This is a genomic window from Brevibacillus sp. NPDC003359, assembly GCF_042878995.1.
Classification (GTDB): domain Bacteria; phylum Bacillota; class Bacilli; order Brevibacillales; family Brevibacillaceae; genus Brevibacillus.
On record NZ_JBIAOR010000012.1, the window covers coordinates 110,439 to 136,376 of the forward strand.

The 25,938-nt window shown below is 50.3% G+C and carries 26 protein-coding genes; 21 read left to right on the forward strand and 5 right to left on the reverse strand.

The window, feature by feature from the left end; genetic code table 11:
• The first annotated feature begins 2 nt into the window (after positions 1 to 2).
• The 10 genes from ACFYU8_RS23575 to ACFYU8_RS23620 are packed head-to-tail and all read left to right on the forward strand — an operon-like array spanning position 3 to position 10,330.
• Positions 3 to 1,139 carry a cobalt-precorrin-5B (C(1))-methyltransferase gene (locus tag ACFYU8_RS23575; protein WP_390304494.1) on the forward strand — a complete coding sequence of 379 codons (1,137 nt, stop codon included), beginning with the start codon at positions 3 to 5 and terminating at the stop codon, positions 1,137 to 1,139.
• Positions 1,102 to 2,331, forward strand: a complete 1,230-nt coding sequence (gene cbiE / locus ACFYU8_RS23580; RefSeq protein ID WP_390304363.1) for a precorrin-6y C5,15-methyltransferase (decarboxylating) subunit CbiE — start codon at positions 1,102 to 1,104, stop codon at positions 2,329 to 2,331. Before ACFYU8_RS23575 ends, cbiE begins: the two co-directional genes overlap by 38 nt.
• A complete protein-coding gene (cobI, locus tag ACFYU8_RS23585; RefSeq protein WP_106842036.1) occupies positions 2,328 to 3,038 on the forward strand; it encodes a precorrin-2 C(20)-methyltransferase in 711 nt (236 codons plus the stop codon). The genes cbiE and cobI overlap by 4 nt, the downstream gene beginning before the upstream one ends.
• Complete coding sequence (gene cobM / locus ACFYU8_RS23590) at positions 3,038 to 3,817, forward strand: precorrin-4 C(11)-methyltransferase (protein ID WP_197241720.1); 780 nt, start codon at positions 3,038 to 3,040, stop codon at positions 3,815 to 3,817. The genes cobI and cobM overlap by 1 nt, the downstream gene beginning before the upstream one ends.
• Positions 3,817 to 4,962: a cobalt-precorrin 5A hydrolase gene (locus ACFYU8_RS23595; RefSeq protein ID WP_390304366.1), complete on the forward strand. Its 1,146-nt coding sequence runs from the start codon at positions 3,817 to 3,819 to the stop codon at positions 4,960 to 4,962. The genes cobM and ACFYU8_RS23595 overlap by 1 nt, the downstream gene beginning before the upstream one ends.
• The gene (locus ACFYU8_RS23600; protein WP_390304368.1) at positions 4,959 to 6,335 is read left to right on the forward strand and encodes a cobyrinic acid a,c-diamide synthase CobB; all 1,377 of its coding nucleotides are present in this window, start codon (positions 4,959 to 4,961) and stop codon (positions 6,333 to 6,335) included. The genes ACFYU8_RS23595 and ACFYU8_RS23600 overlap by 4 nt, the downstream gene beginning before the upstream one ends.
• Entirely contained in the window at positions 6,328 to 7,845 is a 1,518-nt protein-coding gene (locus ACFYU8_RS23605) for a cobyric acid synthase (protein WP_390304370.1), read from the forward strand. The genes ACFYU8_RS23600 and ACFYU8_RS23605 overlap by 8 nt, the downstream gene beginning before the upstream one ends.
• Complete coding sequence (gene cobT / locus ACFYU8_RS23610) at positions 7,845 to 8,885, forward strand: nicotinate-nucleotide--dimethylbenzimidazole phosphoribosyltransferase (protein WP_390304372.1); 1,041 nt, start codon at positions 7,845 to 7,847, stop codon at positions 8,883 to 8,885. Before ACFYU8_RS23605 ends, cobT begins: the two co-directional genes overlap by 1 nt.
• On the forward strand, positions 8,882 to 9,661 hold the full coding sequence (gene cobA / locus ACFYU8_RS23615) for a uroporphyrinogen-III C-methyltransferase (protein WP_390304374.1): 780 nt from the start codon (positions 8,882 to 8,884) through the stop codon (positions 9,659 to 9,661). Before cobT ends, cobA begins: the two co-directional genes overlap by 4 nt.
• A 27-nt stretch (positions 9,662 to 9,688) precedes the next feature.
• The gene (locus ACFYU8_RS23620) at positions 9,689 to 10,330 is read left to right on the forward strand and encodes a precorrin-2 dehydrogenase/sirohydrochlorin ferrochelatase family protein (RefSeq protein WP_390304376.1); all 642 of its coding nucleotides are present in this window, start codon (positions 9,689 to 9,691) and stop codon (positions 10,328 to 10,330) included.
• 43 nt (positions 10,331 to 10,373) lie between these two features.
• Here the strand turns inward: ACFYU8_RS23620 and ACFYU8_RS23625 are convergent, their stop codons facing one another.
• Positions 10,374 to 11,153, reverse strand: a complete 780-nt coding sequence (locus ACFYU8_RS23625) for a GNAT family N-acetyltransferase (protein ID WP_390304378.1) — start codon at positions 11,151 to 11,153, stop codon at positions 10,374 to 10,376.
• A 90-nt stretch (positions 11,154 to 11,243) separates the two neighbouring features.
• Between ACFYU8_RS23625 and ACFYU8_RS23630 the strand changes: the two genes are divergently transcribed.
• Both ACFYU8_RS23630 and ACFYU8_RS23635 read left to right on the forward strand, forming a co-directional pair.
• Positions 11,244 to 11,939 (forward strand): hypothetical protein, encoded by a 696-nt coding sequence (locus ACFYU8_RS23630; RefSeq protein ID WP_390304380.1) that lies wholly within the window; start codon positions 11,244 to 11,246, stop codon positions 11,937 to 11,939.
• Entirely contained in the window at positions 11,923 to 12,483 is a 561-nt protein-coding gene (locus ACFYU8_RS23635) for a peroxiredoxin family protein (protein ID WP_390304382.1), read from the forward strand. Before ACFYU8_RS23630 ends, ACFYU8_RS23635 begins: the two co-directional genes overlap by 17 nt.
• Before the next feature lie 49 nt (positions 12,484 to 12,532).
• Here ACFYU8_RS23635 and ACFYU8_RS23640 read toward each other — a convergent pair whose 3' ends face one another.
• Together ACFYU8_RS23640 and ACFYU8_RS23645 are read right to left on the reverse strand one after the other, a co-directional pair.
• On the reverse strand, positions 12,533 to 13,765 hold the full coding sequence (locus ACFYU8_RS23640) for a cation:proton antiporter (protein ID WP_390304384.1): 1,233 nt from the start codon (positions 13,763 to 13,765) through the stop codon (positions 12,533 to 12,535).
• Between the two features lie 2 nt (positions 13,766 to 13,767).
• Positions 13,768 to 14,265 carry a cation:proton antiporter regulatory subunit gene (locus ACFYU8_RS23645; RefSeq protein WP_390304386.1) on the reverse strand — a complete coding sequence of 166 codons (498 nt, stop codon included), beginning with the start codon at positions 14,263 to 14,265 and terminating at the stop codon, positions 13,768 to 13,770.
• Positions 14,266 to 14,597: 332 nt separating this feature from the next.
• Between ACFYU8_RS23645 and ACFYU8_RS23650 the strand changes: the two genes are divergently transcribed.
• Complete coding sequence (locus ACFYU8_RS23650) at positions 14,598 to 14,852, forward strand: hypothetical protein (RefSeq protein WP_390304387.1); 255 nt, start codon at positions 14,598 to 14,600, stop codon at positions 14,850 to 14,852.
• Positions 14,853 to 14,901: 49 nt separating this feature from the next.
• Here ACFYU8_RS23650 and ACFYU8_RS23655 read toward each other — a convergent pair whose 3' ends face one another.
• The gene (locus ACFYU8_RS23655; RefSeq protein WP_390304389.1) at positions 14,902 to 16,194 is read right to left on the reverse strand and encodes a dicarboxylate/amino acid:cation symporter; all 1,293 of its coding nucleotides are present in this window, start codon (positions 16,192 to 16,194) and stop codon (positions 14,902 to 14,904) included.
• Between the two features lie 248 nt (positions 16,195 to 16,442).
• On the opposite strand from ACFYU8_RS23655, the gene ACFYU8_RS23660 reads away from it, so the two are divergent.
• The 3 genes from ACFYU8_RS23660 (at position 16,443) to ACFYU8_RS23670 (ending at position 19,513) form a co-directional block, all read left to right on the forward strand.
• A complete protein-coding gene (locus ACFYU8_RS23660; protein ID WP_390304391.1) occupies positions 16,443 to 17,189 on the forward strand; it encodes a stalk domain-containing protein in 747 nt (248 codons plus the stop codon).
• A gap of 214 nt (positions 17,190 to 17,403) precedes the next feature.
• Positions 17,404 to 18,093, forward strand: a complete 690-nt coding sequence (locus ACFYU8_RS23665) for a response regulator transcription factor (protein ID WP_390304393.1) — start codon at positions 17,404 to 17,406, stop codon at positions 18,091 to 18,093.
• Positions 18,059 to 19,513, forward strand: coding sequence for a HAMP domain-containing sensor histidine kinase (locus ACFYU8_RS23670; protein ID WP_390304395.1), 1,455 nt, complete (start codon positions 18,059 to 18,061; stop codon positions 19,511 to 19,513). Before ACFYU8_RS23665 ends, ACFYU8_RS23670 begins: the two co-directional genes overlap by 35 nt.
• Before the next feature lie 5 nt (positions 19,514 to 19,518).
• Here ACFYU8_RS23670 and ACFYU8_RS23675 read toward each other — a convergent pair whose 3' ends face one another.
• Complete coding sequence (locus ACFYU8_RS23675) at positions 19,519 to 20,568, reverse strand: DctP family TRAP transporter solute-binding subunit (RefSeq protein WP_390304397.1); 1,050 nt, start codon at positions 20,566 to 20,568, stop codon at positions 19,519 to 19,521.
• Between the two features lie 98 nt (positions 20,569 to 20,666).
• On the opposite strand from ACFYU8_RS23675, the gene ACFYU8_RS23680 reads away from it, so the two are divergent.
• The 5 genes from ACFYU8_RS23680 to ACFYU8_RS23700 all read left to right on the forward strand — a co-directional run bounded on the left by ACFYU8_RS23680 (position 20,667) and on the right by ACFYU8_RS23700 (position 25,913).
• Positions 20,667 to 22,238, forward strand: a complete 1,572-nt coding sequence (locus tag ACFYU8_RS23680; protein WP_390304399.1) for an ATP-binding protein — start codon at positions 20,667 to 20,669, stop codon at positions 22,236 to 22,238.
• Positions 22,225 to 22,998 (forward strand): response regulator, encoded by a 774-nt coding sequence (locus tag ACFYU8_RS23685; protein ID WP_390304401.1) that lies wholly within the window; start codon positions 22,225 to 22,227, stop codon positions 22,996 to 22,998. Before ACFYU8_RS23680 ends, ACFYU8_RS23685 begins: the two co-directional genes overlap by 14 nt.
• On the forward strand, positions 22,985 to 24,352 hold the full coding sequence (locus ACFYU8_RS23690; RefSeq protein WP_390304403.1) for a sigma-54 interaction domain-containing protein: 1,368 nt from the start codon (positions 22,985 to 22,987) through the stop codon (positions 24,350 to 24,352). Before ACFYU8_RS23685 ends, ACFYU8_RS23690 begins: the two co-directional genes overlap by 14 nt.
• 49 nt (positions 24,353 to 24,401) lie before the next feature.
• Complete coding sequence (locus tag ACFYU8_RS23695; protein ID WP_390304405.1) at positions 24,402 to 25,331, forward strand: S66 peptidase family protein; 930 nt, start codon at positions 24,402 to 24,404, stop codon at positions 25,329 to 25,331.
• A 210-nt stretch (positions 25,332 to 25,541) separates the two neighbouring features.
• Complete coding sequence (locus ACFYU8_RS23700) at positions 25,542 to 25,913, forward strand: DUF4280 domain-containing protein (RefSeq protein WP_390304407.1); 372 nt, start codon at positions 25,542 to 25,544, stop codon at positions 25,911 to 25,913.
• Positions 25,914 to 25,938: the final 25 nt, after the last annotated feature.

Consider the following 25,938-nt stretch of genomic DNA (forward strand, 5'->3'; position numbering starts at 1 on the left):
AGATGGCAGCCAAAGCAGCAACGGACGAAAAAGAGGCAAAACCCCTCCGCCACGGATATACGACTGGATCATGCGCAACGGCGACGACCAAGGCTGCTTTGATCGCGCTGATTACTCAGGAAGACCAAAGCCAAGCGACGATTCGCCTGCCAATCGGCGAGGACGTCACCTTTCAGATGGAGAGCTGTGAATTTTCATTGGAGAGGGCGATAGCAGGCACGATCAAGGATGGGGGAGACGACCCGGACGCGACACACGGTGCCCTTATCCTCTCTACCGTGGAATGGTCGGATGAGCCCGGCATTATTTTGGATGGCGGACTCGGTGTGGGACGGGTGACCAAGCCAGGGTTGCCCGTTTCGATTGGCGAGGCAGCAATCAATCCCGTCCCGCGCAAAATGATCAGGGAAACCGCGCAGGCTGTTCTGGAAGAGTACGGGACCCAGCGCGGGATCAAAATCGTCATCTCCGTGCCTGCGGGCGAGGAAATCGCCAAAAAAACATTGAATGGACGACTCGGCATACTCGGCGGCATCTCCATTTTGGGGACGCGCGGAATCGTGGTGCCGTTTTCCACTTCTGCCTACAAAGCGAGCGTGGCGCAAGCGGTCAACGTCGCCAAGGAAGCCGGCTGCGATCATATTGTGCTGTCGACGGGTGGAAAGAGTGAATCCTATGGAATCGCTACTTACCCGGAGCTATCGGAAGAAGCATTCGTTGAAATGGGCGATTTCGTCGGATTTTCCCTCAAGCAGTGCAAGAACAAGGGCATGCGCAAAGTGACCTTGGTCGGAATGATGGGCAAGTTTTCCAAGGTAGCACAGGGCGTCATGATGGTTCATTCCAAAAGTGCCCCGGTTGACTTCGGATTCCTTGCACAGATGGCAGCGGATGCGGGGTCCAGCCAAGAAAGAATCGATGAAATACTGGGAGCCAACACCGCTTCGCAGGTAGGCGATATGATGGTGGATATGCCAGCCTTTTTCGAGATCATGTGCGAAAACTGCTGTCGCGCTGCTCTAAAGGAAGTGAGCGGCGGCATCGAGGTCGAAACCATCATCATCACAATGAAAGGGTCCCTGTTGGGAAGGGTGACGATCAATGACACAGGCGATGAAAGTAATTGGAATCGGGGATGATGGACAGCAGAGCCTGCTGCCGTTGTACCGGACTTGGATAGAAGAAAGTGAACTTTTGGTTGGAGGGGAGCGGCATCTCAGTTTTTTCCCGGAGTATACTGGGGAAAAGCGTGTGCTGAAAGGCGGACTGACCGCGATGGTAGAGGAGTTGCGTACGGAGACGCGTAAGACTGTCATTCTGGCGTCAGGCGACCCGCTCTTTTACGGAATTGGCAGCTTGCTTTCCAAAAAGCTGAACGTAGAGATTTACCCGCACCTTAGCTCCATCCAGCTCGCTTTTGCCAAAATGGGAGAAGCATGGCAGGATGCGACACTTGCGAGTGTGCACGGACGCAGCATCAAAGGCCTGGCACAGCGGATCGACGGGAAGGAAAAGGTCGCACTGCTGACGGATCGAGAAAACTCGCCAGCAGCGATTGCCCGCTATCTCCTTTCGTTCCAGATGGCCGAGTACGATGCGTTCGTGGCGGAGAATCTCGGTAGTGACGAAGAGCGGACAGGCTGGTATTCCCTTGAGGAAATGGCAGATGGTGTCTTCTCTGATCTGAATGTCGTGATTTTGAAAAAACGCCGTCCAAGCCCGGTATGGCCGTTTGGAATCGCTGACGAGGAGTTCTCCCAGCGCAAGCCGGACAAGGGACTCATTACGAAAAAAGAAGTGCGCATTTTAAGCATTGCACAACTGCAATTGCATGCCAAAAGCACCATCTGGGACATCGGCACCTGCACAGGCTCTGTTGCGATTGAAGCGGCACGGATCGCACGTGAGGGTGAAGTGTACGGTGTTGAGAAGAACGCGGACGATTTGGAAAACTGCCGCCAGAACATGGCGAAGTTTCGCACGGATTTGACAGTGATTAACGCGCGTGCCCCACATGGCTTGGATGAGTTCCCGGACCCGGATGCCGTATTTATCGGCGGCAGTGGCGGAGAATTGCGCGAGCTGTTGAACATCTGCTGCACACGACTGCGCCCGAATGGCCGAATTGTGGTGAATGCAGCGACGATTGAGACATTGTACGAAGCGACACAAGCATTCGCGCAGGAAGGTTTCGAGACATCGGTGACACTGGCGCAGCTATCGCGCAGCAAACCGATATTGTCCCTGACGCGCTTTGAAGCATTGAATCCGATCTACATCATTACGGCCTGGGCGAAGCAGGCAGAAGAACAAGGAGGAGACAGCAAGTGACCAAGATCGGAACCCTGTACGGACTGGGAGTAGGTCCCGGCGACCCTGAATTGATTACGGTGAAGTCATTTCGCCTATTACAGCAATCGCCAGTGATTGCGTACCCGAAAAAACGGATGGGCAGCAAAAGCTACGCGCATCAAATCGCCGAGCTGTATGTGCAGTCCCCAGACAAGGAAATGCTCGGACTCGTATTTCCGATGACGCGGGATAAAGAAATTTTGGAGCGCGAGTGGAACAACACGGTGGAGATCGTCTGGGAGCGTCTGTCAGAAGGCAAGGACGTCGCTTTTGTAACGGAAGGCGATCCGATGTTTTACAGCACGTTTATCCACATGATGCGCGTCATGCATGAGGAGCACCCGGAAGTGCCAATCGTGACCGTACCAGGTGTCTCTTCGTTTCTGGGAGCAGCGTCAAGGTTCAATCTGCCGCTGGCGGATGGCGACGAGCAGATCGGAATCATCCCTGCAACAGAAGACAAGGAAGCCATGCGAAAAGCTATTGAAAACCACGATACAGTCGTGTTCCTGAAGGTAGCAAAAGTACTGCCAATGATCATTGGCTTGCTAAAAGAAATGGGTCTTGCCGAAAAGGCAGCAGTAGCGACCAAGGTCACTTCCTCTGAGGAAATGGTTTGGACCGATATGCGTGAACTGGAGCGGGCAGAGCTTAGCTATCTTACACTGATGGTGGTGAAAAAGTAATGAAACTGTACATAGTAGGAGCGGGTCCCGGCGACCCTGATTTGATTACGGTAAAAGGCTTGAAGCTGCTGCAAAAGGCAGACGTCATTATGTATACCGATTCTCTCGTGAACGAGGAGTTGGTTGCGCTCGGCAATCCGAATGCGGAAGTACTGCAAAGCTCGGGTATGGCATTGGAAGAAATGGTAGAGCAGTTGGTAGAACGGATTAGCAGTGGAAAAACAGTGGTACGCCTGCATACGGGCGATCCATCGATTTATGGAGCGATTATGGAGCAGATCGCACTGTTAAAGGAAAAAGGCATTGAGGTCGAAATCGTTCCTGGTGTGAGCTCTGTATTTGCGGCAGCGGCAGCAGTAGGAGCCGAGCTGACGATTCCTGATCTGACACAGACGATTATCCTCACTCGTGCGGAAGGCCGCACACCAGTTCCAGAAAGAGAAAAGCTGCGTGCACTTGCTGAGCATCATTGCACGTTGGCACTTTATTTGAGTGCAACTTTGACGAAAAAAGTAGTCCGCGAGCTGATCGAAGCTGGCTGGAGCGAGGATACGCCAGTAGCAGTCGTACAACGAGCGAGCTGGCCGGATCAATTGATCGTTCGCACGACGTTGAAAAACTTGGACGAAGACATGGGTAAAAACGGCATTCGCAAGCACGCGATGATTTTGGCTGGCTGGGCATTGGACCCGAACATCCACGACAAGAGCGAGCAATACCGTTCCAAGTTGTACGATAAAACCTTTACACACGGGTTCAGAAAAGGTGTGAAGGAATAATGAAGATCATCGAACTGATTGAAGGAGAAATCCCTCCTATCGAGCAGCGCGGAGACTATGCCATTGTCGCGATCACAAAGCACGGGGTAGAGATGGCGCGTGATTTGGCGCAAAAATTTCCTGGAACAGACCTGTACTACATGAGCAAGTTCGAGCGCGGAGATGAGGAAGCGCGTGGCATCCAGCTGTTTTCAAACAGCGTACGGATGCTGTTTCCCGCTCTCTGGCCTGCTTATAAAGGTTTAATCATCATTATTTCATTAGGTGCGGTTATTCGGATGATCGCACCTTTGCTCGAAGATAAAAAGAAAGACCCGGGTGTTGTCGTCGTTGATGACCGTGGAGAGAATGTTATTAGCGTGCTGTCTGGACATTTGGGCGGAGCGAATGAGCTGGCTCGCGAGGTCGCGGCAGTCATGAATGCTCGACCGATCATCACTACAGCATCTGACGTACAAAAGACGATTCCCGTCGATCTATTCGGCAGACGTTTTGGCTGGGAGTGGGATTCCGCTGAAAAGCTGACTCCTGTCAGTGCTTCTGTCGTAAATGAGGAGCGAGTAGCCGTCATCAACGAATCCGGTGAACGCGACTGGTGGATGCACGACACGCCGATGCCGCCGTCTATCAAGGAATACGCGACAATTGCTGAGGCTAGGGCTGATCAGCCGCAAGCTGCTCTGGTTGTCTCGCATCGCTTGCTCGCACCAGAGGAACAATCGATTTTGGACAACGGCGTCCTTTATCGTCCGAAGGTCATCGTACTGGGCATGGGCTGCAACAGGGGAACCTCCGCAGAGGAAATCGAGGCCGTCATCAAGGAAACACTGGATGAGTTGCAATTCTCGATCAAGAGTGTAAAAGCACTGGCAACCATCGAGCTGAAAAAAGATGAAGCGGGTCTGATCGCCGTTTGCGAAAAATACGGCTGGCCGTTCGTCTGGTATTCGCCAGAAGAGTTGAATCAGGTAGAGATCAGCGATCCGTCTGATACCGTCTTCAAGTTCACCGGAGCTTACGGAGTGAGCGAGCCTGCGGCGAAGCTGTATGCTGGCGTGGGCGAACTCGTTTTGACCAAGAAGAAGTCGGGCAATGCCACCATTTCGGTCGGATTGATGCCCTATCACGAGGAGGAGCGCGCATGACGGACAGCCGCCGTATTGTGATTGCCGGAACAGGCAGCGGAGCGGGTAAGACCACCGTTACCATCGGATTGATGGCTGCTCTGAAAAGAAAAGGGCATACCGTACAGGGCTTCAAGTGCGGACCTGACTATATCGATCCTACGTATCATACAGCTGTTACGGGGAGAGCCTCACGCAATCTGGACAGCTTTATGCTGGAGCACGAGATCGTGAAAGAGATTTTTGTCCGCGGCAGCGAGGGTGCAGACATCTCGATTATCGAGGGTGTCATGGGCATGTACGATGGCAAGGAAGCGACCAGTGATAAAGGCAGCACGGCTGAAATCAGCATCCTGACTGGCTCTCCAGTTCTGCTTGTGGTCAATTGTCAGAGCATGGCGCGCAGTGCGGCTGCGATTGTCAAAGGTTTTCAATTGCTCAATCCACAGGCGAGAATCGTCGGTGTCATCGCGAACAAGGTCGGCAGTGAAGGCCATCACAAAATCGTGAAGGCTGCGATCGAGCAGGAGTGCGGGATTCCGGTCGTCGGCTACCTGAAACGGGAGAACGAGCTTGAAATACCAGAGCGTCATCTCGGATTGGTACCATCTGTCGAGCGTGGTGAGTTGACCCCCTTGTTTGAAAAGCTGGCTGACTTGATCGCAGAGACAGTCGATTTGGAGCAAATTTGGGAGCTGGCAAAGGCAGAGCCGATCAAGGCAGAACCGAAGCTTTTTGCTCCGCGAAATGCATCTGCCGATGTCACCATTGCTGTAGCGAAGGACCCTGCTTTTCATTTTTACTATCCGGAAAATTTGGAGCTGCTCGAAGCATATGGCGCGAAGCTGTCATTCTTTTCTCCGTTGGCCGGAGAGGGAGTGCCTGAGGACGCAGATGGCTTGTACATCGGGGGAGGCTTCCCAGAGGAATTTGCGGCAGAGCTATCGCAAAATGAAGCGGTGAAACAATCGATCCGATCCGCGATCACAAAAGGCCTGCCAACCTTGGCTGAGTGTGGTGGCTACATGTTTTTGACGGAAGCAATCGTGACGACCGATGGCGACAGCTATCCGATGGTGGGACTCATCCCAGGCAAGGTGACCATGCAGAAAAAACTCGCGGCGCTCGGCTATCGTGAAGTGCGCGGCAAGGAAGGCAATTTTTTGATCGGCACCGAGGAACAGGCAAAAGGGCATGAATTCCACTACTCTACGTATGCTTCGGATCAGGACTTGCCAGCAGCATACGAAACAAAAGGCTTGCGTGGAACGAAACCGGAGGGCTATGCCCAGGATAATCTGGTCGCAGGCTATACCCACTTGCATTTCGGCTCCAATCCCGACCTGGTCGAGCGTTGGCTGAACCGTTGCGCGGAGGTGGCCGCTCGTGCCTAAAACCCTCCCGTTGATGGTGCAAGGTACCAGCTCAGATGCAGGAAAAAGTGCGATTGCAACAGCGCTGTGCCGGATTTTTGCCCAGGATGGTTACAAGACAGCCCCGTTCAAATCGCAAAATATGGCGTTGAATTCCTACGTGACGCTGGATGGAAAAGAAATCGGCCGGGCACAGGGTGTTCAGGCGGAAGCAGCAGGAATTCTGGCGACGACCGACATGAACCCCATTTTGATCAAACCGACACGAGATTCCGAATCGCAAATTGTCGTCAACGGCGAGCCATATGGCAACATGAAAGCTTTTGCCTATCGTAAGGAATTTTATCACGAGGGCTTGCGGATCATTGAGGAAGCGTATCAGCGACTCGCCAGCACCTATGAGCGGGTTGTCATCGAAGGGGCTGGCAGTCCGGCAGAGGTCAATCTGAATGACCGCGAGCTCGTCAATATGCGGGTCGCTCGTTTGACGAATGCGCCCGTCGTTTTAGTGGCAGACATCGAGCGCGGGGGTGTGTTTGCCAGCTTGGTCGGTACCCTCCAACTGCTCGAGCCCGAAGACCGGGACCGCGTGATTGGTGTCATCATCAACCGTTTTCGCGGAGACCTGACGCTATTGCAGCCGGGACTTGACTGGTTTGAAGAATATACGGGCAAGCCTGTTCTTGGTGTCGTTCCATTTATCCCAGACTTGTGGATCGACGCGGAGGATTCGTTGATTTTGCACCGTTACCAAGGGCAGCGAGAGACGCCGCGGGAGATTGACATTGCGGTTTTGCGGTATCCGCGAATTTCCAATTTTACAGACGTGGACCCGTTTTTTGTGGAGCCGGACTGCCGGATGCGCTTTGTGACTCGAGTGGAAGAGCTGGGTGAACCCGACCTAATTATCTTGCCGGGCAGTAAGAATACGCTGGAAGATTTGCAGTTCTTACGAGAGACAGGTCTTGCCGCGGCGGTCAAAGAGCTTCATCATAAAGGGAAGACGTATATCGTCGGCTTGTGCGGCGGCTATCAAATGCTGGGAGAATCTATTCACGATCCTGCTGGGGTCGAGTCTCCGTTGAAAGAGCTTGATGGACTGGGGCTCATCCCGATGATCACGACGATGGAGCAAAAGAAAACAACCGTATTGTCTCGTGGAGAAGCTGTCTTCGCAAAAGAAAAGCTGACAGTGGAAGGCTACGAGATTCACATGGGGCAATCCGCTTATGCGAGCAATGATTTTCCGTTTATCCAGATGGAGGAGCGTACGGAGGGATATTGTCAGGAGGAACAGCAGTTGATCGGCACGTATTTTCATGGCCTGTTCCACAATGACCACTTCCGAACCCTGTTGCTGAATACCATCCGTGAGAAAAAAGGTCTCCCGCCCATCATGGATCGCCCATCCTTTGTCGCTCTACGAGAGCAGGGGTATGATTTGTTGGCAGATACCGTTCGTCGCCATGTGAAGTTGGATACGATCGAAGAGTACATGAAGGCTTTTCAAGAAAAAGAGGTGCAGGTGTAATGTCAGTCATTTATCCGGCGATTGAGCCACGAAATCAGGAAGCAAGTGAGCAAACGAGACAGCATGTGGATCAGTTGACCAAGCCGCTTGGCAGCCTTGGTCGCTTGGAGCAATTGGCTATAGAGCTGGCTGGGATGACAGGTGAGACGATGCCTGTGGTGACACCGCCGGGCGTGCTTGTTTTTGCAGCCGATCACGGTGTAGCGCGGGAAGGTGTCTCTGCCTATCCACAGGAAGTGACAGCGCAAATGGTGCTGAATCTAGCGCACGGTGGAGCGGGAATCAACGTCTTCGCCAGACAAATCGGAGCCATCCAAAAAATCGTAGATGTCGGCGTAGCGGTAGAGGTAGACGCGCCAGGTGTGTACAAGAAGCGAATCAGAGCAGGCTCGGGCAATATGCTGAAAGAAGCAGCGATGTCCGCAGACGAAGCGACGAGCTCCATCGCAGTAGGCCTCGAAATGGCAGAAGCGATTATCGGGGAAGGGGCCAAAGTCCTGATCGTTGGTGAAGTGGGCATTGGCAACACGACAGCCAGCAGTGCGATCCTGTCAGCCTTAACCGGAGCTGATCCTGAGCAAATCGTTGGACGCGGAACAGGTCTGGATGACGCGGGCTGGCAGCGTAAAAAAGCAGTTGTTCGTGAAGTGCTTGCTCTGCATCGTCCAGATGCAACCAATCCTTTGGATGTTTTGGCAAAAGTCGGCGGACTGGAAATCGGAGCAATGGCTGGAGCGATCATTGGAGCAGCCTCTCGTCGGGTCCCTGTGCTCCTGGACGGCTTTATCGCTACGGTAGCGGCTTTGCTTGCCGTTAGAATAGAACCACTCGTTGCTGATTACTTGATCGCGGGTCACCGTTCTGAGGAGCCGGGGCATGAGTTTGTCCTGCAAGCATTGGGCAAAGAGCCGTTGCTCAGCCTGAAATTGCGACTGGGTGAAGGAAGCGGAGCAGCACTGGCATTTCCAATCGTGGAAGCAGCGACACGGATGGTTCGTGAGATGGCGACATTTGCATCCGCAGGAGTAAGTGACCGATGAGCAGCGCGGGCAAAGTCTATCTCGTAGGAGCTGGCCCTGGCGATCCAAAGCTGATTACCGTAAAAGGAATGGAATGCCTGCAAAAGGCAGAGGTGGTTGTGTATGACCGGCTGGCAAATCCAGCCCTGCTGGAATACGCGCCACAGACGGCAGAGCGCATCTACTGCGGCAAGCTGCCGGATCATCACACAATGAGACAGGAATCGATCAACGAGCTGTTAGCGGAAAAGGCATTGGAAGGAAAAGTCGTCGTTCGACTAAAAGGCGGCGATCCTTGTGTGTTTGGACGTGCGGGAGAAGAAGCGCAGCATCTAGCTGAGCGAGGAATTGCCTTTGAAATCGTGCCGGGAGTAACAGCAGGAATTGCAGCTTCGGCGTACGCGGGTATTCCGGTGACACACCGCGATCACGGCTCGTCATTCGCTGTCGTGACGGGACATTTGCGCGAAGACAAGCCGGAGCTGGCTGTAGAAAAATGGCATGCTCTCGCGAATGGCATCGACACCGTAGCCTTTTACATGGGCGTAGCCAATCTGCCGTTGATCCGCACCCAATTAATCAAGCACGGACGCAATCCGCATACGCCAGTAGCCGTCATCTCTTGGGGAACACTCCCACAGCAAGCGGTGGTAACGGGGACATTGGCTGATATTGAGGAACGTTTAGCGCAGAACAGTCACATCACAAATCCTGCTATCATTCTGGTCGGTGATGTCGTGAAGATGCGCGAGAAAATAAACTGGTTTGAAGCTACGCTTGCAATGGAGCAAGCGTAACAATGAAAAGACGAGGAGGGGGCGCTGGTGACGCACTATGCCATGATGGTTCATTTACAACACAAGCGTTGCTTGGTGGTCGGTGGAGGGCAGGTAGCCGAGCGGAAAATCGGAAGCCTGCTTGCTGCTGGTGCGGATGTCAGCGTTGTGAGTCCCTCCTGTACGGCAACCATCCTTGAATGGGCACACGCGAAGAAGCTTGCAGTTGCACTGCGCCTCTTTACCCCACAGGACGTAAAAGAGGCGGTGCTCATCATCGCGTCGACAAGTGATCCCGCCGTCAATCTGGCTGTATACGAAGCGTGTCTTCCCCATCAGTGGATCAATATCGTCGATCGCCCAGACCTCTGTTCTTTTACCGTTCCATCCGTCGTTGCACGCGGAGACTTGCAGATTGCTATCTCTACGGGTGGGCACAATCCGGGTCTGGCGAAGAAAATGCGCCGCCAACTGGAAGAGTGGGTGGGACCGGAATATGAGGACTACACGCTTTTTCTCGGCAGCATGAGAAGACAAGTACTCGCGCTTGCGGTGAGCGAAGCGGAAAAACGGGCGATCTTGGCAGAGCTTTTGGACGACCGATTTTTACAATGGACCAAAAGTGGCGAAACCGACCAAAGGAATCGGGAGGCAGAAGCGCTGCTTAACAATAGACTAGATCAACGCTGAAAATTGGATGGCTCTCACTAAGCTACTTGGTGGGAGCTTTTTTCTAGCTCTTTAGCCAGATCATTTCCAAATGCCTCACGACCTCTTGAAAGCCGAGCTTGCTGTACATTTCTTGCGGCGTATCATCTGCATAGGTCGTTACGTACATATGGGTAGCGCCGAGTTTTTTGGCGTCCTGCATCATGACCCGAATGATTTCCGTGCCGAATCCTCTACGCTGCCAGTCATCCAGTATAAAAAATTCCTCCATTCGAACAAGCTCCTTGTAAAGATGCCATTCACATGCACCGACCGGCTCCTGATCGACAAAGCATACATACGGTATGATCTCGCCACTTTCATAAATCTCTCTTTTCCGGTTCGCTTTTCGGACAGCAAAATCAGGATTGATCGTGACGGAATCACTAGCGGTAAGACAGCGAATGCCTGCTTCCATGATGTCAGTTGAATCCCCTCGTAAAACGGAGCATTGTGGATTCGGTGCCAGTTTATCGGCCACATCCAGCGGTGCAAGCATGTATAGCATCGTATTTACTTCAAACCCAAGTTGGGTGGCAAAAGACACGAACTCTTCTGAAAAAGGAAGCGACGGGTGTAGCTCCAGCTTCAAGTGGCCGAGCTGCTGCTCTTTGGCATGTCGTAGCTCTTGCTCAATGTAAGCTCGAAACCAGTCTTGCGTGGGAACCGATATAATTTCTGTATAATTATGGCTATACATGTCCGGGACCGATTCATCGCGGTATACGCGCACTTGTGGATGCTCCGTTCGTGTAGAAAAAGCAAGGGCATAGCGCTCCTGCAAAGTAAAAATATTCGTGAGCATTCCTTTATTCCCCATTTCCTGATATGGTGATAATTGTTTGGATACTTGTCTTCTCTAGAGTAAGACATTTTCCTGAAGGAGGAAACGAAAATGTCCGATGCTTTTCAAATGGGTCCCTTTTTGTTGAAAATGAGCATGCTGGCGGTCATTGTTTCGCTTTCGCTCGGCTTTGTGGCCATTTCCGCTCAGCTTACACATAACCGAAAAATGAAATCAGCTGTTATTGAGCTGTTGAGTAATGCACTGGTGTTGGCATTTCTTGTTTGGAAGTTCAGCTACGTTCTGTTTCATTTTCCGAAAGTGGTGGAAAATCCCTCATCCATTCTCTATTTTTCCGGGGGAGAAAACGGAGCCATGTTGGCAGTCGTGGCAGTGGTCGTGTACCTCACCACGACGGTACGCAAAAAAGCGATTCCTGTTCATTTCGTCGCCTTGGGAATGGCGACAGGCTTTCTTGCTGCGACGGGCGTTTACCATCTGCTCACGGTCATTTTAGAACAGAACAGCATGTGGTATCACGTACAGGAGGTCGCCATATGTGCCTTTTTTCTTTGGTGGTTACATCGGGAAAAGGAAGGACTCATTCATCTGGCGTCATGGCTTGCACTCGTGATGTGGTTTGCCATTAGCCAAGTCTATGTATACTTTTTTGTTACGAATCGAGAGGTTGTGTTTGCAGGGCTTTCCCGCGATCAGCTCATGTACTATGCATTCGCTCTTTTGCTGCTCTTTTTGTCCAGACGAGTGAAGCCGATAGGGGGAACGACCGATGAAGAAACGTCATAATGGTTGGGCGATCGTTGTACTCTTGGGGCTGCTGGGATGGGGGATCTTTGATGCGGAATACTTGAACAGGCAGGAACCAATCGCTTCATCTAGCGAGCCAGGAAACGGCCAGATTGGAATTGAGAAAGGAAATACCGCTCCGGATTTTGAACTGCAGCAGATAGGTGGTGGTACGGTCAAGCTGTCTGATTTGCGGGGGAAAAAAGTCATTCTGAATCTATGGGCGACGTGGTGTCCTCCTTGTCGTGCAGAAATGCCGGACATGCAGCGTTACTACGAAGAGAACAAGGAAGAAGGCGTAGTTATTCTCGGGGTCAATTTGACCGATACGGAAGCGAGTCCAGAAGCGGTGGCGGATTTTGTAAAGTTGTATGGCATTACCTTCCCGATCTTGCTCGATCCCGATACAGAAGTGGCGAATGTGTACAAAGCAATTTCCATTCCGACCAGCTACATCATTGATTCGAACGGTGTCGTCCAGAATAAATACATCGGCCCAATGAATGAAGAAACCATGGAGAACATGTTGTCTGCGATCAAATAGAAAAACCGACAGCAGGCATATCTGCTGTCGGTAGTCATCTTCCGCTTAATTATCCAGCGTCTGTTTTGTTTTCTGGTTCTTTGATTGGTGCCTTTCGATCCAGACGAAACACAGCATTGAGCAGCTTGTAAATATGCTTGGATTCCTTGGTCAACAAGGGACCTAAAATGGCGAGAATCAAAACGTAAAGAGCCGCAAATGGCTGCAAAATTTCCATGAGTGCGCCCGCTTTTCCGAGATTAGCCATGATGATGGAGAACTCACCGCGAGATACGATGGTCAATCCAATATTGGTAGAAGCCTTGGGAGACAATCCGGCACTTCGCCCAGCCAAAAGTCCGGCGACGATGTTTCCGAAAAGGGTGATGGCGACTGCACCAATGGACAACCATACGGCTCCACCTAATGACAATGGATCAATTGTCAAACCGAAGCTGAAGAAGAACATGGCTCCGAAGAAGTCACGAAACGGCAGGATGAGGTGCTCGATGCGCTTCATGTGTTGTGTTTCTGCCAAAACGAGACCTACGAGCAATGCTCCGATGGCTTCGGCAACATGGATCGTTTCGGAAAAACCCGCAATCAGAAACAGAGCGGCAAACACCGTAATCATAAACACTTCGTTTGATTTGATGTTCAATGCTCGATTCAGGAAAGGTACAAGCTTGCGTCCTACGATAATGAGCAGGAGCATGTAGCCGAGTGCAATCAATGCGGATGAGAGTACGCCGGCAAGAGAGGTTGCACCGCTTAATACCAATCCGGACACAATCGATATATAGACGGCCAAGAATATGTCTTCGAACATGATGATCCCCAAGATCATCTCTGTTTCGCGATTTGCAGTACGCTTGAGATCCACCAGTACTTTTGCCACGATGGCGCTGGAGGAAATAGTGGTAATACCGGCGATAATCAAAACTTCTTTGAGTGGAAAGCCAGCAGCCCAACCAAAAACGAGGCCGAGGGTAAAGTTGATGACGATGTAGATGGTACCGCCTACGGCAATGGATCGACCAGCCTTGATCAGACGGCCTACCGAAAATTCCAGTCCGAGGTAAAACAACAGGAAGAGTACGCCGAGTCTGCCCATAAATTCGATGAGCGGGGCGCTTTCAATAAAGCGGAGATCAAACAATCCGAGGTCGGGAGCGTGTGGACCCACGATCATCCCGACGAGAATGTAGAAGGGTACGATGGAGAATTTTAACTTCATGGAGAGGAACCCCGCGATTGCTATGAGTGCGAGGGCAAGACCGACTTCAAAAACGATGTGCTCCAATATCACTCACCTCCGTTGCTGAGATTAGTCTTGAGAGCCTTCACCTGCTTCCGTTCACCTGCAACGACCAACGTAGATCCTGTACAAAGGACGTACTCGGGGCCGGGATTAATCGTTTGTTTATGGTCTTTTTCGATCACAGCGATGATGGTAGCGCCTGTTTCTTGACGAATGTTGAGTTCCCCAATCGTCTTGCCAATAGCAGGAGCGTTGGGCTCAATTTTGTACCACTCAATCATGAGTTTGTCTAACTCAACCTCGACTGTTTCCAGCGCAGATGGTTTGTACGTCAAGCCACCTACGATCGCAGCGATTTGTCTCGCCTCATCATCGTCAAGGGTAACCATGGAGATTGTTTCGTCCATATCATCACGGTCAAAGTGATACATTTCCCGGCGACCGTCATCGTGAATGACGATAACCAGCTTGTCACCACTCCTGGTTTCGACCTGGTACTTCCTGCCGATTCCTGGTAAATCGGATTCTCTGATAGAGAACATGTAAGATCCTCCTTCGCGAAGAAACACTGTATTGGCATTGATAGCTGCTCTTGATTCCCAGTAATGAGCAGCGAGTCGTCAATAATTATTTGGAATTATATCCAATCCGGTGATATTTTAGTAATAATCCCCCCTATTTTGCGGATTATTGTCGACATATAATACCTACATCTACTATTATACACGAAATGACGTCATTTTTCTTCAAAATGAAACAATTTTATCAGAAAGTGACACACTTATAATCGGATAGGCATATTAACTTTCCTCTAAAATGCGGTCGCTCCTCCATGAGTGGGCTTCGCTAGAGGTTATTTTAAGGATGATGAAACATGGCGAACAAACAGTATCGATTAACAGAAGCCGAATGGATCTTTATTCAAGACATGCGGTCCATGGATATGGATGAGCTATTGGATATCGTGATTGCATTGCGCAATGAGGTAAAGGAGCTGGAGAAAAAGGCGGAGCTGATCAAAGAACGAGAGAAAGAGGGGTGGCAGGAGGAGTATCAGGCAGCACAGAAGCGAATTAATCACCTGCGCCAATTTGAGGTTGAGCTTCGCAAGACATGGCCAAATGACTAAAGCAAAAAGAGGTTCTCTCTGAAGTAGGAGAACCTCTTTTTTATAAAAACTAGGTCGTGATCGGTTTTGCTTCTAAATCGTTGTCCGGCTCGATGGCTGTTTCATCTGTTTGCTGGATGCGTCCAGGATGGAACTCGTTTTCGTGCTTGGCTATGACGACGGTAGCGACGCCATTTCCGATTAGATTCGTGATGGCACGAGCTTCGGACATGAATCGATCAACGCCGAGCAGCAGTGCAATGCCTTCGACAGGTATGATGGGGAAAGCTGCCAAGGTAGCGGCAAGCGTAATGAACCCGGAACCTGTGACACCGGCAGCCCCTTTTGACGTAATCATCAGGATTCCTAAAAGGGTGACTTGTTCCCAGAAGCTGAGCTCGATGCCATAAGCTTGGGCGATAAAAATGGCGGCCATGGATAAATAGATCGAGGTACCATCCAGATTAAACGAGTAGCCTGTTGGTACGACCAGACCGACAACGGATTTGGAGCAACCGTACTTCTCCAGCCGATCCATCATTCTCGGAAGAGCAGACTCGGAGGAGGAAGTGCCGAGCACGAGGAGGATTTCCTCCCGAATGTATTTGATAAAGGAGAAGATGCTGAAATTGTAGTAGCGGGCGATTCCACCCAGTATGAGAATAATGAACAAAAACATCGTGATGTAGACAGCCGTCATCAAAAGGCCTAGTCTGGTCAGCGAACCGATGCCGAATTTGCCAATCGTGTACGCCATTGCGCCAAATGCAGCTACTGGAGAAACCTTCATGATCATGTTGACGACACCAAAAAATCCGTGTGCCAGCTTATCAAACAGCTTGATGACAGGCTGGGACGCTTGCCCCATGGCAGCGAGTGAGAGACCAAACAGGACAGCGAAGAACAGAATGGGCAACAGCTCGCCATTTGCCATAGCCCCGACGACATTTTCCGGGATGATCCCCGTAATAAAATCAATAAAACCGTTGTTGCTCGAAGCGGCAGCCTCCGTGTACTTGGAAACGTCTCCGCTGGTCAGACCTGTTTTGTCAAAGCCTGTCCCAGGCTTGATCAGGTTGACAACCAACAGTCCGATCGCCAATGCGATTGTGGTAACGATTTCAAAATAGAGCAGCGCTTTGCCGCCGATCTTTCCGACCTTTTTCATGTCCCCCATACTGGCAATTCCATTTACGACAGTGAAGAAGACAATCGGTGGGATGACCATTTTAATCAGTTTGACAAAAATATCGGCCAACACCTTCAGCTCTGCGCCAAATTTGGGTGCAAAATGACCAACTAGGATACCGAGAATGATGGCAATAACGACCTGTACGGTCAGATTTTTAAAATTGATCCGCATGAAATTCGCTCCTCCTCCAGATTTTGAAAACGCTTTATTCCTCTTTTTCGCATTGTATAAATTGGTTGAAAAATTGAAAATAATACGGTCATATTGGTTGTTTTGGTCCTTTTGGTCACGGGGATCCCCTCAAATTGGAAAGGAAAAAATCAATTGTTGACATACTCTCGACACGAACAATAGGTAAAGTAGGAAATGTACATAGTGACACGTAAGAAATAGACAACCGGGAGAATGGAGGATTTTCTATGTTCAAGAAGCAATATCTGGCGATTGCATCAGCGTTGGTTCTGACTACCACGCTTATTCCGACGAGCTCTCAAGCAGCGACTGGAACTAAGAATCTGCAAGCTAAGTACAACAACATTAAAGTTATCTATAACGGTGCTTCTGTTCCAACTACTATCGAACCATTCATCGTAAACGGAACAACGTACATTCCACTTCGTATGATGGCAGGCGTGTTCAACAAGGATGTAGCATGGGATGCCGCGAAGTATACCGTTACGGTAAAAGACATGCCTAACTCCCAACACGCAAACGAGTTGGCTGCACGTGATGCTCAAATCAGAAGCTTGCAAAATACCATCGATAGCCTGAACAAAGAGGTCTCTGATTTGAAAAACAACAAGAAGAAAAACAATAACAGCGACGATGATGATATTCAGGATGCCTTGGACGATCTGGAAGATGATCTGAATTCTGATTACGATGACTACAAAGACCTCAAATGGAGTATCTCCCTGAAGGGCGATGAGGATGATATCGACGTAGAAATCGAGATCAATCTGGATAAATACCAAGATGAATTCGAAGATCTGGATGACGATGGCGATGTAGAGGCTCTCGTTGAAGATATCATCAAAGATATCTGGAAGGATAAGGATTTCGAAGATGCCGATATTACGGGCGAAATCATCGACAGCGACACTGATGATACGATTTATGAGTTCGAAGGCGATGCTAGCGACGAAGACATCAACTTTGACGTGTAAAATGATCTAAAGTGGGGACATTTCTCACAAAAAAAGCCTTGCTCCTTTTCACAGGATGCAAGGCTTTTTTCCTATTTTCCAAAAACATCAAAGCCAAATTTTAATACGAGGTTGTAAACTGATAGAATAGAAGTACGTAGAAGACTATTAGAGAGACCATGCGAGAATTCTCGAATAGGAATGATCATATGTCTGTAAATCAGGTAGGGAAGATATGAAAAGCATTTTGTTGGTAGAAGATGAACTGGTGATATCGCGCGTGCTGAAGGCTTACTTGCAAAAGGCAGGGTATGAGGTCTGGCAAGCGAACGACGGAATCGAGGCGCTGGAGCTTTTTGATGAGAAAAAGCCGGATCTTGTTCTGTTGGATGTCATGCTCCCTGAACGCAACGGCTGGGAGATCCTCCAGTACATTCGCGAAAAGAGCTCCTGTCCGGTCATTATCATGACAGCGCTCGGTCAGACAGACCAAAAGCTCAAAGGGCTCAATCAAGGGGCAGATGACTACATAACGAAGCCTTTTGTCGCGGATGAAGTAATTGCACGAGTCAATGCGGTGCTGCGCCGCTCCGTTATTTTGGTGAAAGATCAGGAAACCCGACTATTTGGAAGCTTAAAAATAAACTTTCAGTCCCATCACGTGACGCTGCACGGTCTCGAACTGACGTTTCACCCGCGCGATCTATCCTTGCTGCTCTTTCTGGCACAAAATCCGAATCAGACCTTTACCCGTGAGCAATTGATTGATCAAGTATGGGGAATGGACTACGGAGGAAGTGACCGTGCTGTAGACCTGGCGATCAAGCGGGTCAGAAAGACACTGGAGAATTGGCCAGATCAGGAAGGCGAGATCAAGACGCAAAGAGGGGTTGGGTATCAATTCTGTGTTTATAAAAAACAATGAGCCCGTATCGCTGCTGCGCTATTGGACCACGCGCTATCTGCTTACCCTTGTGATCGGGTTGCTCATCATTGGGGCTGTCTCTGCTTATTGGATTAAGTACGCAGCGATTGAAAAACAGATCGAGGTAACGCGACTGTTTGCAGAGGAAGTGGCTGATCGAGTCGTCGATGATGTTGGAAATATTTTGGTGGGGGAAAAACTTCATCAAGTATTGGATAATCGGCGCAAGTTTATGGGTGTAGATCGCAACCTGATTTTGTTCATAGAAGATGTAAAAGGAGAGGTCGTTTACAGTCGACCACCCAAGCTTCCGCCCTCCTTGCAGCAGGCAGCACCTGGGTTGTTAGAGCAGGCGGATACGCGGGATAAAGTGAGGCATCCGTCAGGTGAGACCCTGTATGTGATCAGGAAAAATTTGGAATACAATGATCGGATCATTGGCAAGGTGATCTTGCTTTTCCCAGAAACGGATATCAAGGTAGGGAAAGAAGAAATACAATATTTGGTGATCATGCTGGGCAGTTTGGGTGTGCTTGGCTGGGCGGTTATTTATTTTCATGCCCGGAAGCTGTCAGAACCGATTCAAAATGTGGTGATGTCCGCACGACAGATCGTAGAAGGCAACTACGATGTCTTGATCAATAAAACGATCAAGGAAAAGGAAATTCATGAGCTAGTGCATACGTTTGCGGAAATGGCCGACCGTCTTCGGCAGTTGGAGAGCATGCGCACAGAGCTTTTGGCTGGAGTGACACATGAGCTGAAAACCCCCGTTACGTCCATTAGTGGATTAATCCAGGCGATTAACGACGAGGTGGTTTCCGGTGAGGAGCAGAAGGAGTTTTTGGAAATCTGCCTGAAAGAAACAAAGCGTCTGCAAAAAATGGTAGAGGATTTGCTAGACTTCAATTCATTTGCCGTAGGAGCGATCACCGTTTGTCAGGAAGAGCAAAACGTGAACAAGCTGATCCGGGAGATCGCATCACAATGGCGGATTGTCTATGACCTCAGTCCCGACACGTTTACCGTTGGGGTTCTGGAAAAGCAGACGATGATCTATGTCGATCCGGGCCGTGTCCAGCAAATCTTGATTAATCTTTTGAACAACGCGAAACAGGCTGTCGGTGAGAAAGGGAACATAGAGCTCACTCTCTACGAAACGGACGCGGATTTACGAATTGACGTCAAAGACGATGGGCCAGGAATACCCGCAAAGGAACAGCATCTTGTGTTCGAGCGGTTCTTTCGGGGAAGCAATAAAAAAGACAAAGTACGTGGACTTGGTTTGGGGCTGTCCTATTCTCGCATGATGGCGAAGGCACTCGGAGGAGATCTCATCCTCGCAAAAAGCACGTCAGAGGGATCTGTTTTTACGCTCATTTTGCCTAAGCGCGAGGAGCAGAGCGAGGGGATTGCTTGAGAGCTTCACCGGCGTTGGTGGAGCTCTCTGATTTTTACCATCAATGGTTCACCGATACTCGGAGCGAATTGATCGTAGACTGGCTGCAACGCTTCGATCCAGGCCGCACGTTCTTCTGGTGTTTGCATGTGGATGTGCATTCTCCCATTTTCTTGTAGCAAGCGCAGCTGTTTATCATTCATCGAAACAGCCAATTGATTATTGTAAGCTGTCGCTTCCTGCATGGCTTCCGATATGGCCTGCTGAATATCGGTGGGGAGGTTGTTCCAAAACGTTTTATTAATGACGACGGCATAGCCCAGATAGCTGTGATTGCTGATCGTCATATGCTTTTGTACTTGGTAGAGTCGTTTGGTGTACACATTGGAGATCGTATTTTCTTCGCCGTCTACTTTTCCGGCAGCCAGCATGCTGTATAATTCATTGAAGGAAGAGCCTACAGGGATTGCCTGGAGCGTGCGAAACTGAGCGTCGATCACGTTGCCAGGAATGATGCGCAAACGTTGGCCGACAAAATCGGAAGGCATGACCAACGGACGATTGGCAGTCACTTGCTTAAAGCCGCTTCCCCAGAAGGCGAGCCCCTTCATGTCGGAATCTTCAAGCTTGTCGAATAGTATTTGGCCGATTTCCCCATTGAATACCGTTTCGACATCCTCTTGCGATCGAAACAGATAAGGCAGATCAAGGACAGCCCATTCGGGAATCGTGTTCGACAGATAGGAGAATGCAGGGGCGATCATCTGGATTTCTCCGTTTTGCAGGGCAGCCATCTCGGTTTTCTCGGTGTGGAGGATACTGTTGGGAAAGACCTGTACCTGAACACGTCCGTTTGTCTTTTCCTTCACTAGCTGGGAAAAGCGTTCGATAGTCAGACCCTTTGGCGTGTTTTCCGCGATCACGTGGCTAAACTTGATGATAATTTGATTGGACAGCCCCACCTGTTCTTCGTCGTATCCTCTGTTTTCCATCAGGAAATCTGATCTGAAGCCTATAATGACAGCGCTCACAAGTCCGAGCAGGACAATGAATGTACTGGTTACCAACGATTTCATTTTCATACACCTGCTTACGTTAAATGAATTTGAGTTACAAACCCAATGGAAAGGAAAGAACGAACCTGTTTGAACGATTAACAATCAAATGGAAGATTATGCTACTCTCCGTCGGAATCGTTCTTTTTTCCTTGATCATTGGAAACTTGATCATGGCCGGAGGGATTATTCGGATTACGGAAACCCAACTGGGACAACGGCTGATGACCACAGCGCGCACGGTTGCGACGATTCCCAATGTACAAAAAAGCATTCAGGAACCAGACGGGTGGAAGGTCATCCAACCGACAGCAAACAGCCTGCGCGTCGTCAATGATGTGACGTATATCGTCGTGTTGAATATGGAGCGTGTCCGATACTCAGACCCGCTAGATGAGCGGATTGGTACGGCGTTTATGGACCCTGCGGTAGATGAGGCCTATGCCGAGCACTCCTATTTTCAAAAAGTCAAAGGAGAGATGGGGACTGCTCTGCGGGCCTATGTGCCGATCATGGATGACCAGCATCAGCAGGTGGGTGTTGTCTTGGTCGGACGTGTGATGCCTGATGTTTGGGGGATCTTGTACAGTGAGCGAAACAATATCGCGCTGACCTTTTTCTTCTCCTTATTGTTCGGGGTGTGGGGCTCTTATCAGTTGGCCCGTCATATGAAAAAGCAGATGCTCGACCTGGAGCCGGACGAAATCGCACGAATCCTGGTAGAGCGAACCGCAACCTTCCATGCCATGCATGAGGGAGTCATCGCCATCGACAATCGGGAGCGAATCACGATCTTTAACGACAGGGCGAAGCGAATTTTTGGCATAGAAGGGGAAGTGCTGGGCAAGCACATAAGGTCTGTCCTGCACGACACCAGATTACCAGAAGTGCTGGAGCTTCGCCAGAATTTTACCAACACGGAAATTCACGTCGGCAATACGCTGCTCTGGTCCAACCGTTTTCTGATCAGGGTCGAGGAAAAGATTGTAGGCGCGATTGCGATTTTCCAAGACAGGACAGAAGTAGCGAGAATGGCGGAGGAGCTGACTGGCGTAAAAGAATTCGTCGGTGCGCTACGGGTACAAAATCACGAGCACATGAATCATTTGCATACCATTGCGGGCTTGCTCCAGCTCCATCAGCATGAAAAGGCACTCGCGTATTTGTTCGAGGTCAACGAGCAGCAGGAGGAGCTCACCTCCTTTTTAACGACGCGGATCATGGATGAGAATTTATCGGGGCTCTTGATAGGCAAAGTAAGTCGAGGAAGAGAGCTGGGCATCCGCGTAGTCATTGATCGCAGGAGTCACCTAGAACGCTTTCCGCCTTACATGGATCATCATAATTTCGTGCTCATTTTGGGGAATCTGATCGAGAATGCCTTTGATTCACTGGAGCGAATCGAACACGTGGATAAGGAGATCATGATCAGTATCGAGCAAGACGAAGAGATTTGCTCCATCTTGGTGGAGGACAATGGAATCGGCATGGACGAAGAGACGCGCCGTCACATGCTGGAACGGGGTTATTCTACGAAAGAACGTGCGCACCGTGGACTTGGTCTGCATCTGGTGCATCAGTTAGTCAATAAAGGGAGAGGCGAGCTGGTTTGCCATTCGGAACGCGGAGAAGGTGCCAGCTTCCTCATTACGTTTCCGATGGGGGAGATGGAGAGTCATGGAGAAGGATAACGATAACGAAAACGAAAACATTCGCGTACTGATTATGGAAGACGATCCGATGGTACAGGAAATCAACAAGCAGTTCATAGAGCGCGTTCCGGGCTTTGGCGTGGTCGGAATTGCAGCCAACGGGGCAGATGGACTCAAGCTAGTGAATGAGCTCACTCCTGACTTGGTGATCATTGATATTTTCATGCCGATCCAGGACGGGGTGAAAGCGATGATGGAGTTGCGCGCCGCCAAACATGCTGTGGACGTCATCGTCGTGACAGCTGCAAAGGACAAGACCACGATCCAATCGATGCTGCGCAATGGTGCAATGGACTATATTATCAAGCCGTTTCAGTTTGAACGGATCAAGCAGTCGTTGGAAAACTATCGGGAGTTTCGCCGACGAATTGATTGGGAGGGAACCGCATCTCAGGATGAGGTCGACCAGCTGTTATTCCGCAAAAGTCCAGAAAAAGACCAAGCCGATGCCAATCCAGGCAGGGCAGTGCTGCCGAAGGGACTGCACGCTGTCACCATGGAGCAAATCATGCGTCAGATCGAGAAAGAGAGTCAGCCACTCTCAGCAGATGACGTGGCCGAACGCGTAGGGATCGCGAGAGTGACGGCCAGACGGTATTTGGACTATCTGGAGAAGAGCGGGAGTGTCAGAATGGATGTCATCTATGGTGGGGTAGGCAGACCGACTAATCGCTATGTACGTGTCACTCCACAAGATGCGGGGGGCACGGGAGGTAGAGAGCGCCATGATCGATTATGAAGCCCTGATAGGCTCGCTGTTTGATATCGTGCACGTAACAGACGCAGAAGGCAGGACTTTGTATGGCTCGGAACGATATGAAGAATTTTTTGGAATCGATCCCAGGGAGATGATGGGCAAGTCGATCGAGGAGTTTCATCACCTTGGCTATTTTGCTCCAACGATCACGATGCGGGTTATTCGAGACAAGAAAAAGGTACACACGATTCAAACCACCCGCAAAAATCGCAAGCTTTTTGTGGAAGGCACACCGATTTGGGATCAGGACGGGAATTTTAGCGGAGTGATCCATACGTTCATTGATATCACTAGCCAGGAGCAACTCCAGCAGGAATTACATGAAGTCAAGTACGTCGGGACGGTCTTGCAGAGTGAAATGACGAAGGAGAACAACAGAAAAAAAGGAGAGACGAGCTTGATCTACCGCAGTCAGTCCATGGAGCAGGTCGCCATGATGGCCAAAAAACTGTCGCAGGTAGAATCATCCATGATCCTTCTGGGAGAATCAGGTGTCGGAAAAGGCGTGCTGGCAAAATACATTCACGAGTGCAGTCCGCGAGTGGACAAGCCATTCGTGCACATCAACTGCGGAGCCATTCCTGAGACATTGCTGGAGTCAGAGCTGTTTGGTTATGAAAAGGGTGCTTTTACAGGAGCGTTCAAAGATGGTAAGGCAGGTTTGATTGAGAAGGCAAACGGGGGCACGCTGTTTTTGGACGAGATCGGAGAGATGTCACTCTCCTTGCAAGTGAAGCTGTTGAATGTGTTGCAAGAAAAAACGATTACGCCCGTAGGCAGCTCTGTTTCGCGAAAAGTAGATGTAAAGCTGATCACCGCCACGAATAAAAACCTGCGGCAAATGGTCAAGGACGGCAAGTTTCGCGAGGATTTGTACTATCGCATTCACGTCGTCCCGTTGGAAATTCCGCCGCTGCGCGAACGGCAGGAAGAGATACCCGTGCTCGTCCACTATTTTCTCAATGTCTTTTCGCAAAAGTACTGTTTGGAAAGACAGCTCGCAGATACCTGCTATCGCATCCTCAGTGAATACGATTGGCCTGGCAATGTGCGGGAGCTAGAAAATGTAGTAGAACGGCTCGTCGTCACGTCTCATGATGTGCTCATTACGCCCGCACAAATTCCGCGTTATATTCATAACCAAGAGACTAGTGTGAACAAAGGAATCAAGGTCGATCGTGTAATGCAGATGCAGGATGCCATGGACGAGGTGGAGCGCCAGCTCGTGCACCGGGCGTATGAGCAGCATAAGACGACGACAAAGGTAGCGGAAGCGCTCGGAATCAGCCAGCCTTCTGCAAGTCGCAAGCTGCGAAAATGGTTATGCACCATGTGACACAGATGTACGATAATGGGGAGAGAACCCGGAGGAGGAGACTGGACAGATGAATAAAGGGAAAGCATTGCGAGCGGGGGATACAATCGGAGTAGTGGCAACCTCTAGCCCTGCTACAGAAGAAGTGCTGAACAAAGCAATGGCAGAGCTGCAAGGTTTGGGATACAAGGTGAAAATATCGGATACGTGCCGAGAATCGTACGGTGGGTATTTGGCGGGAACTCCTGAACAACGGGCGGCTGAGCTGAATGCTATGTTCGTCGACGAGGAAGTGGACGGAATCATGTGCATGCGCGGCGGTTACGGTTCCCCGCAAATTCTGTCCTTGCTCGATTATGACCTTATCGCCCAAAACCCGAAGCTGCTTATCGGCTACAGCGACATTACGGCGCTACATACCGTTTTCGGACAGCGTGCGAATCTGGCTACCCTTCACGGACCGATGGCTACCTCAGATATTGCACATGGACTGGATGACTGGTCCAAGCAATATTTGCTGCGCGCCATGACTCGCCCCGAGCCATTGGGAGCGATCATTAATCCGCCTGGGGAAGAAATCGTCTGTCTCGTCGAAGGTCAGGCATCTGGACCCGTAGTCGGCGGGAATCTCGCTCTTGTCGCCGCCTTGATGGGGACGCCTTACCAGCTCGATACGAGAGGCAAGCTGTTGTTCCTAGAGGATATCGACGAAGAGCCGTACCGGATTGACCGTATGCTGACACAGCTAGCCCAGGGTGGCTTGTTTGATGATTGTGCGGGCGTCGTCATCGGGACATGGACCGATTGTGAGCCGAAAAAGCGTGAGGGCTTCTCGGTCTGGGATGTGTTTCAAAATATCGTCGTCCCGTATGGAAAGCCGACCATCTGGAACATTCAGATTGGACATGGCGCGTGCAACATCGCTCTCCCTCTGGGCGTAGAGGCTAGTCTCGATGCGACAAACGGTGAACTGGTCATCGAAGAGAATGTAACCATATAACGAGAATGCTTTTTCTTTCAAGAAGGCTTCCCCAACCCTTGTAGCGTTGGTGGGAGCCTTTTTGGGTTATTTAGAAAAATAAGGAAACGGGACGTTTGACCCATAAATTACTTTCCGTTTTATCCCGATTATTAGATGGAATGTAAAAATAAGACGGAATATGGAAGTTGCTTGCAGAGGATTTTTTTGGAAAGGGGGATAGGTCTAAAGATGCTAGCGTTACTTCAAGCACTTGCAATGGGGATGTTCAGCCCCGAGTACTCATATGTTGTGCGGGGAGCGACCCTCAAATGCAGTCAGGGAACCGACCCCGGCGTGTTGAACTTACCCTTGTGCCATGGCGTTTACAGCCTCGACAAGCCTGTCATGAATGTCGCCGATCACGTCCCTGGCGTAAATATCGGATGCTTTGGGTTTTGCAAAGCGGCAGGAGGAGGGGAGTGTATACCACAGACGACCTCAAAATGGACAGATGGTAAACACGATGTGCTCATCGACAACGAGCATGCCTTACTGAGCAAGTCGCAGCTAGTCTGCAATCTTTCAGGCATCATCACGATTGAAACAGACGGTCAGGATTGACGCTTCCCGTTGCTTGCTAGAGAAG

Excerpts from the sequence above, each read along its gene's own strand:
- ACFYU8_RS23575 (WP_390304494.1), top strand. The coding sequence starts at position 3 with ATGGCAGCCAAAGCAGCAACGGACGAAAAAGAGGCAAAACCCCTCCGC.
- cbiE (WP_390304363.1), top strand. The coding sequence starts at position 1,102 with ATGACACAGGCGATGAAAGTAATTGGAATCGGGGATGATGGACAGCAG.
- cobM (WP_197241720.1), top strand. The coding sequence starts at position 3,038 with ATGAAACTGTACATAGTAGGAGCGGGTCCCGGCGACCCTGATTTGATT.
- ACFYU8_RS23595 (WP_390304366.1), top strand. The coding sequence starts at position 3,817 with ATGAAGATCATCGAACTGATTGAAGGAGAAATCCCTCCTATCGAGCAG.
- ACFYU8_RS23600 (WP_390304368.1), top strand. The coding sequence starts at position 4,959 with ATGACGGACAGCCGCCGTATTGTGATTGCCGGAACAGGCAGCGGAGCG.
- cobT (WP_390304372.1), top strand. The coding sequence starts at position 7,845 with ATGTCAGTCATTTATCCGGCGATTGAGCCACGAAATCAGGAAGCAAGT.
- cobA (WP_390304374.1), top strand. The coding sequence starts at position 8,882 with ATGAGCAGCGCGGGCAAAGTCTATCTCGTAGGAGCTGGCCCTGGCGAT.
- ACFYU8_RS23625 (WP_390304378.1), bottom strand. The coding sequence starts at position 11,153 with ATGCTCACGAATATTTTTACTTTGCAGGAGCGCTATGCCCTTGCTTTT.
- ACFYU8_RS23630 (WP_390304380.1), top strand. The coding sequence starts at position 11,244 with ATGTCCGATGCTTTTCAAATGGGTCCCTTTTTGTTGAAAATGAGCATG.
- ACFYU8_RS23635 (WP_390304382.1), top strand. The coding sequence starts at position 11,923 with ATGAAGAAACGTCATAATGGTTGGGCGATCGTTGTACTCTTGGGGCTG.
- ACFYU8_RS23645 (WP_390304386.1), bottom strand. The coding sequence starts at position 14,265 with ATGTTCTCTATCAGAGAATCCGATTTACCAGGAATCGGCAGGAAGTAC.
- ACFYU8_RS23650 (WP_390304387.1), top strand. The coding sequence starts at position 14,598 with ATGGCGAACAAACAGTATCGATTAACAGAAGCCGAATGGATCTTTATT.
- ACFYU8_RS23655 (WP_390304389.1), bottom strand. The coding sequence starts at position 16,194 with ATGCGGATCAATTTTAAAAATCTGACCGTACAGGTCGTTATTGCCATC.
- ACFYU8_RS23660 (WP_390304391.1), top strand. The coding sequence starts at position 16,443 with ATGTTCAAGAAGCAATATCTGGCGATTGCATCAGCGTTGGTTCTGACT.
- ACFYU8_RS23665 (WP_390304393.1), top strand. The coding sequence starts at position 17,404 with ATGAAAAGCATTTTGTTGGTAGAAGATGAACTGGTGATATCGCGCGTG.
- ACFYU8_RS23675 (WP_390304397.1), bottom strand. The coding sequence starts at position 20,568 with ATGAAATCGTTGGTAACCAGTACATTCATTGTCCTGCTCGGACTTGTG.
- ACFYU8_RS23680 (WP_390304399.1), top strand. The coding sequence starts at position 20,667 with ATGCTACTCTCCGTCGGAATCGTTCTTTTTTCCTTGATCATTGGAAAC.
- ACFYU8_RS23685 (WP_390304401.1), top strand. The coding sequence starts at position 22,225 with ATGGAGAAGGATAACGATAACGAAAACGAAAACATTCGCGTACTGATT.
- ACFYU8_RS23690 (WP_390304403.1), top strand. The coding sequence starts at position 22,985 with ATGATCGATTATGAAGCCCTGATAGGCTCGCTGTTTGATATCGTGCAC.
- ACFYU8_RS23695 (WP_390304405.1), top strand. The coding sequence starts at position 24,402 with ATGAATAAAGGGAAAGCATTGCGAGCGGGGGATACAATCGGAGTAGTG.
- ACFYU8_RS23700 (WP_390304407.1), top strand. The coding sequence starts at position 25,542 with ATGCTAGCGTTACTTCAAGCACTTGCAATGGGGATGTTCAGCCCCGAG.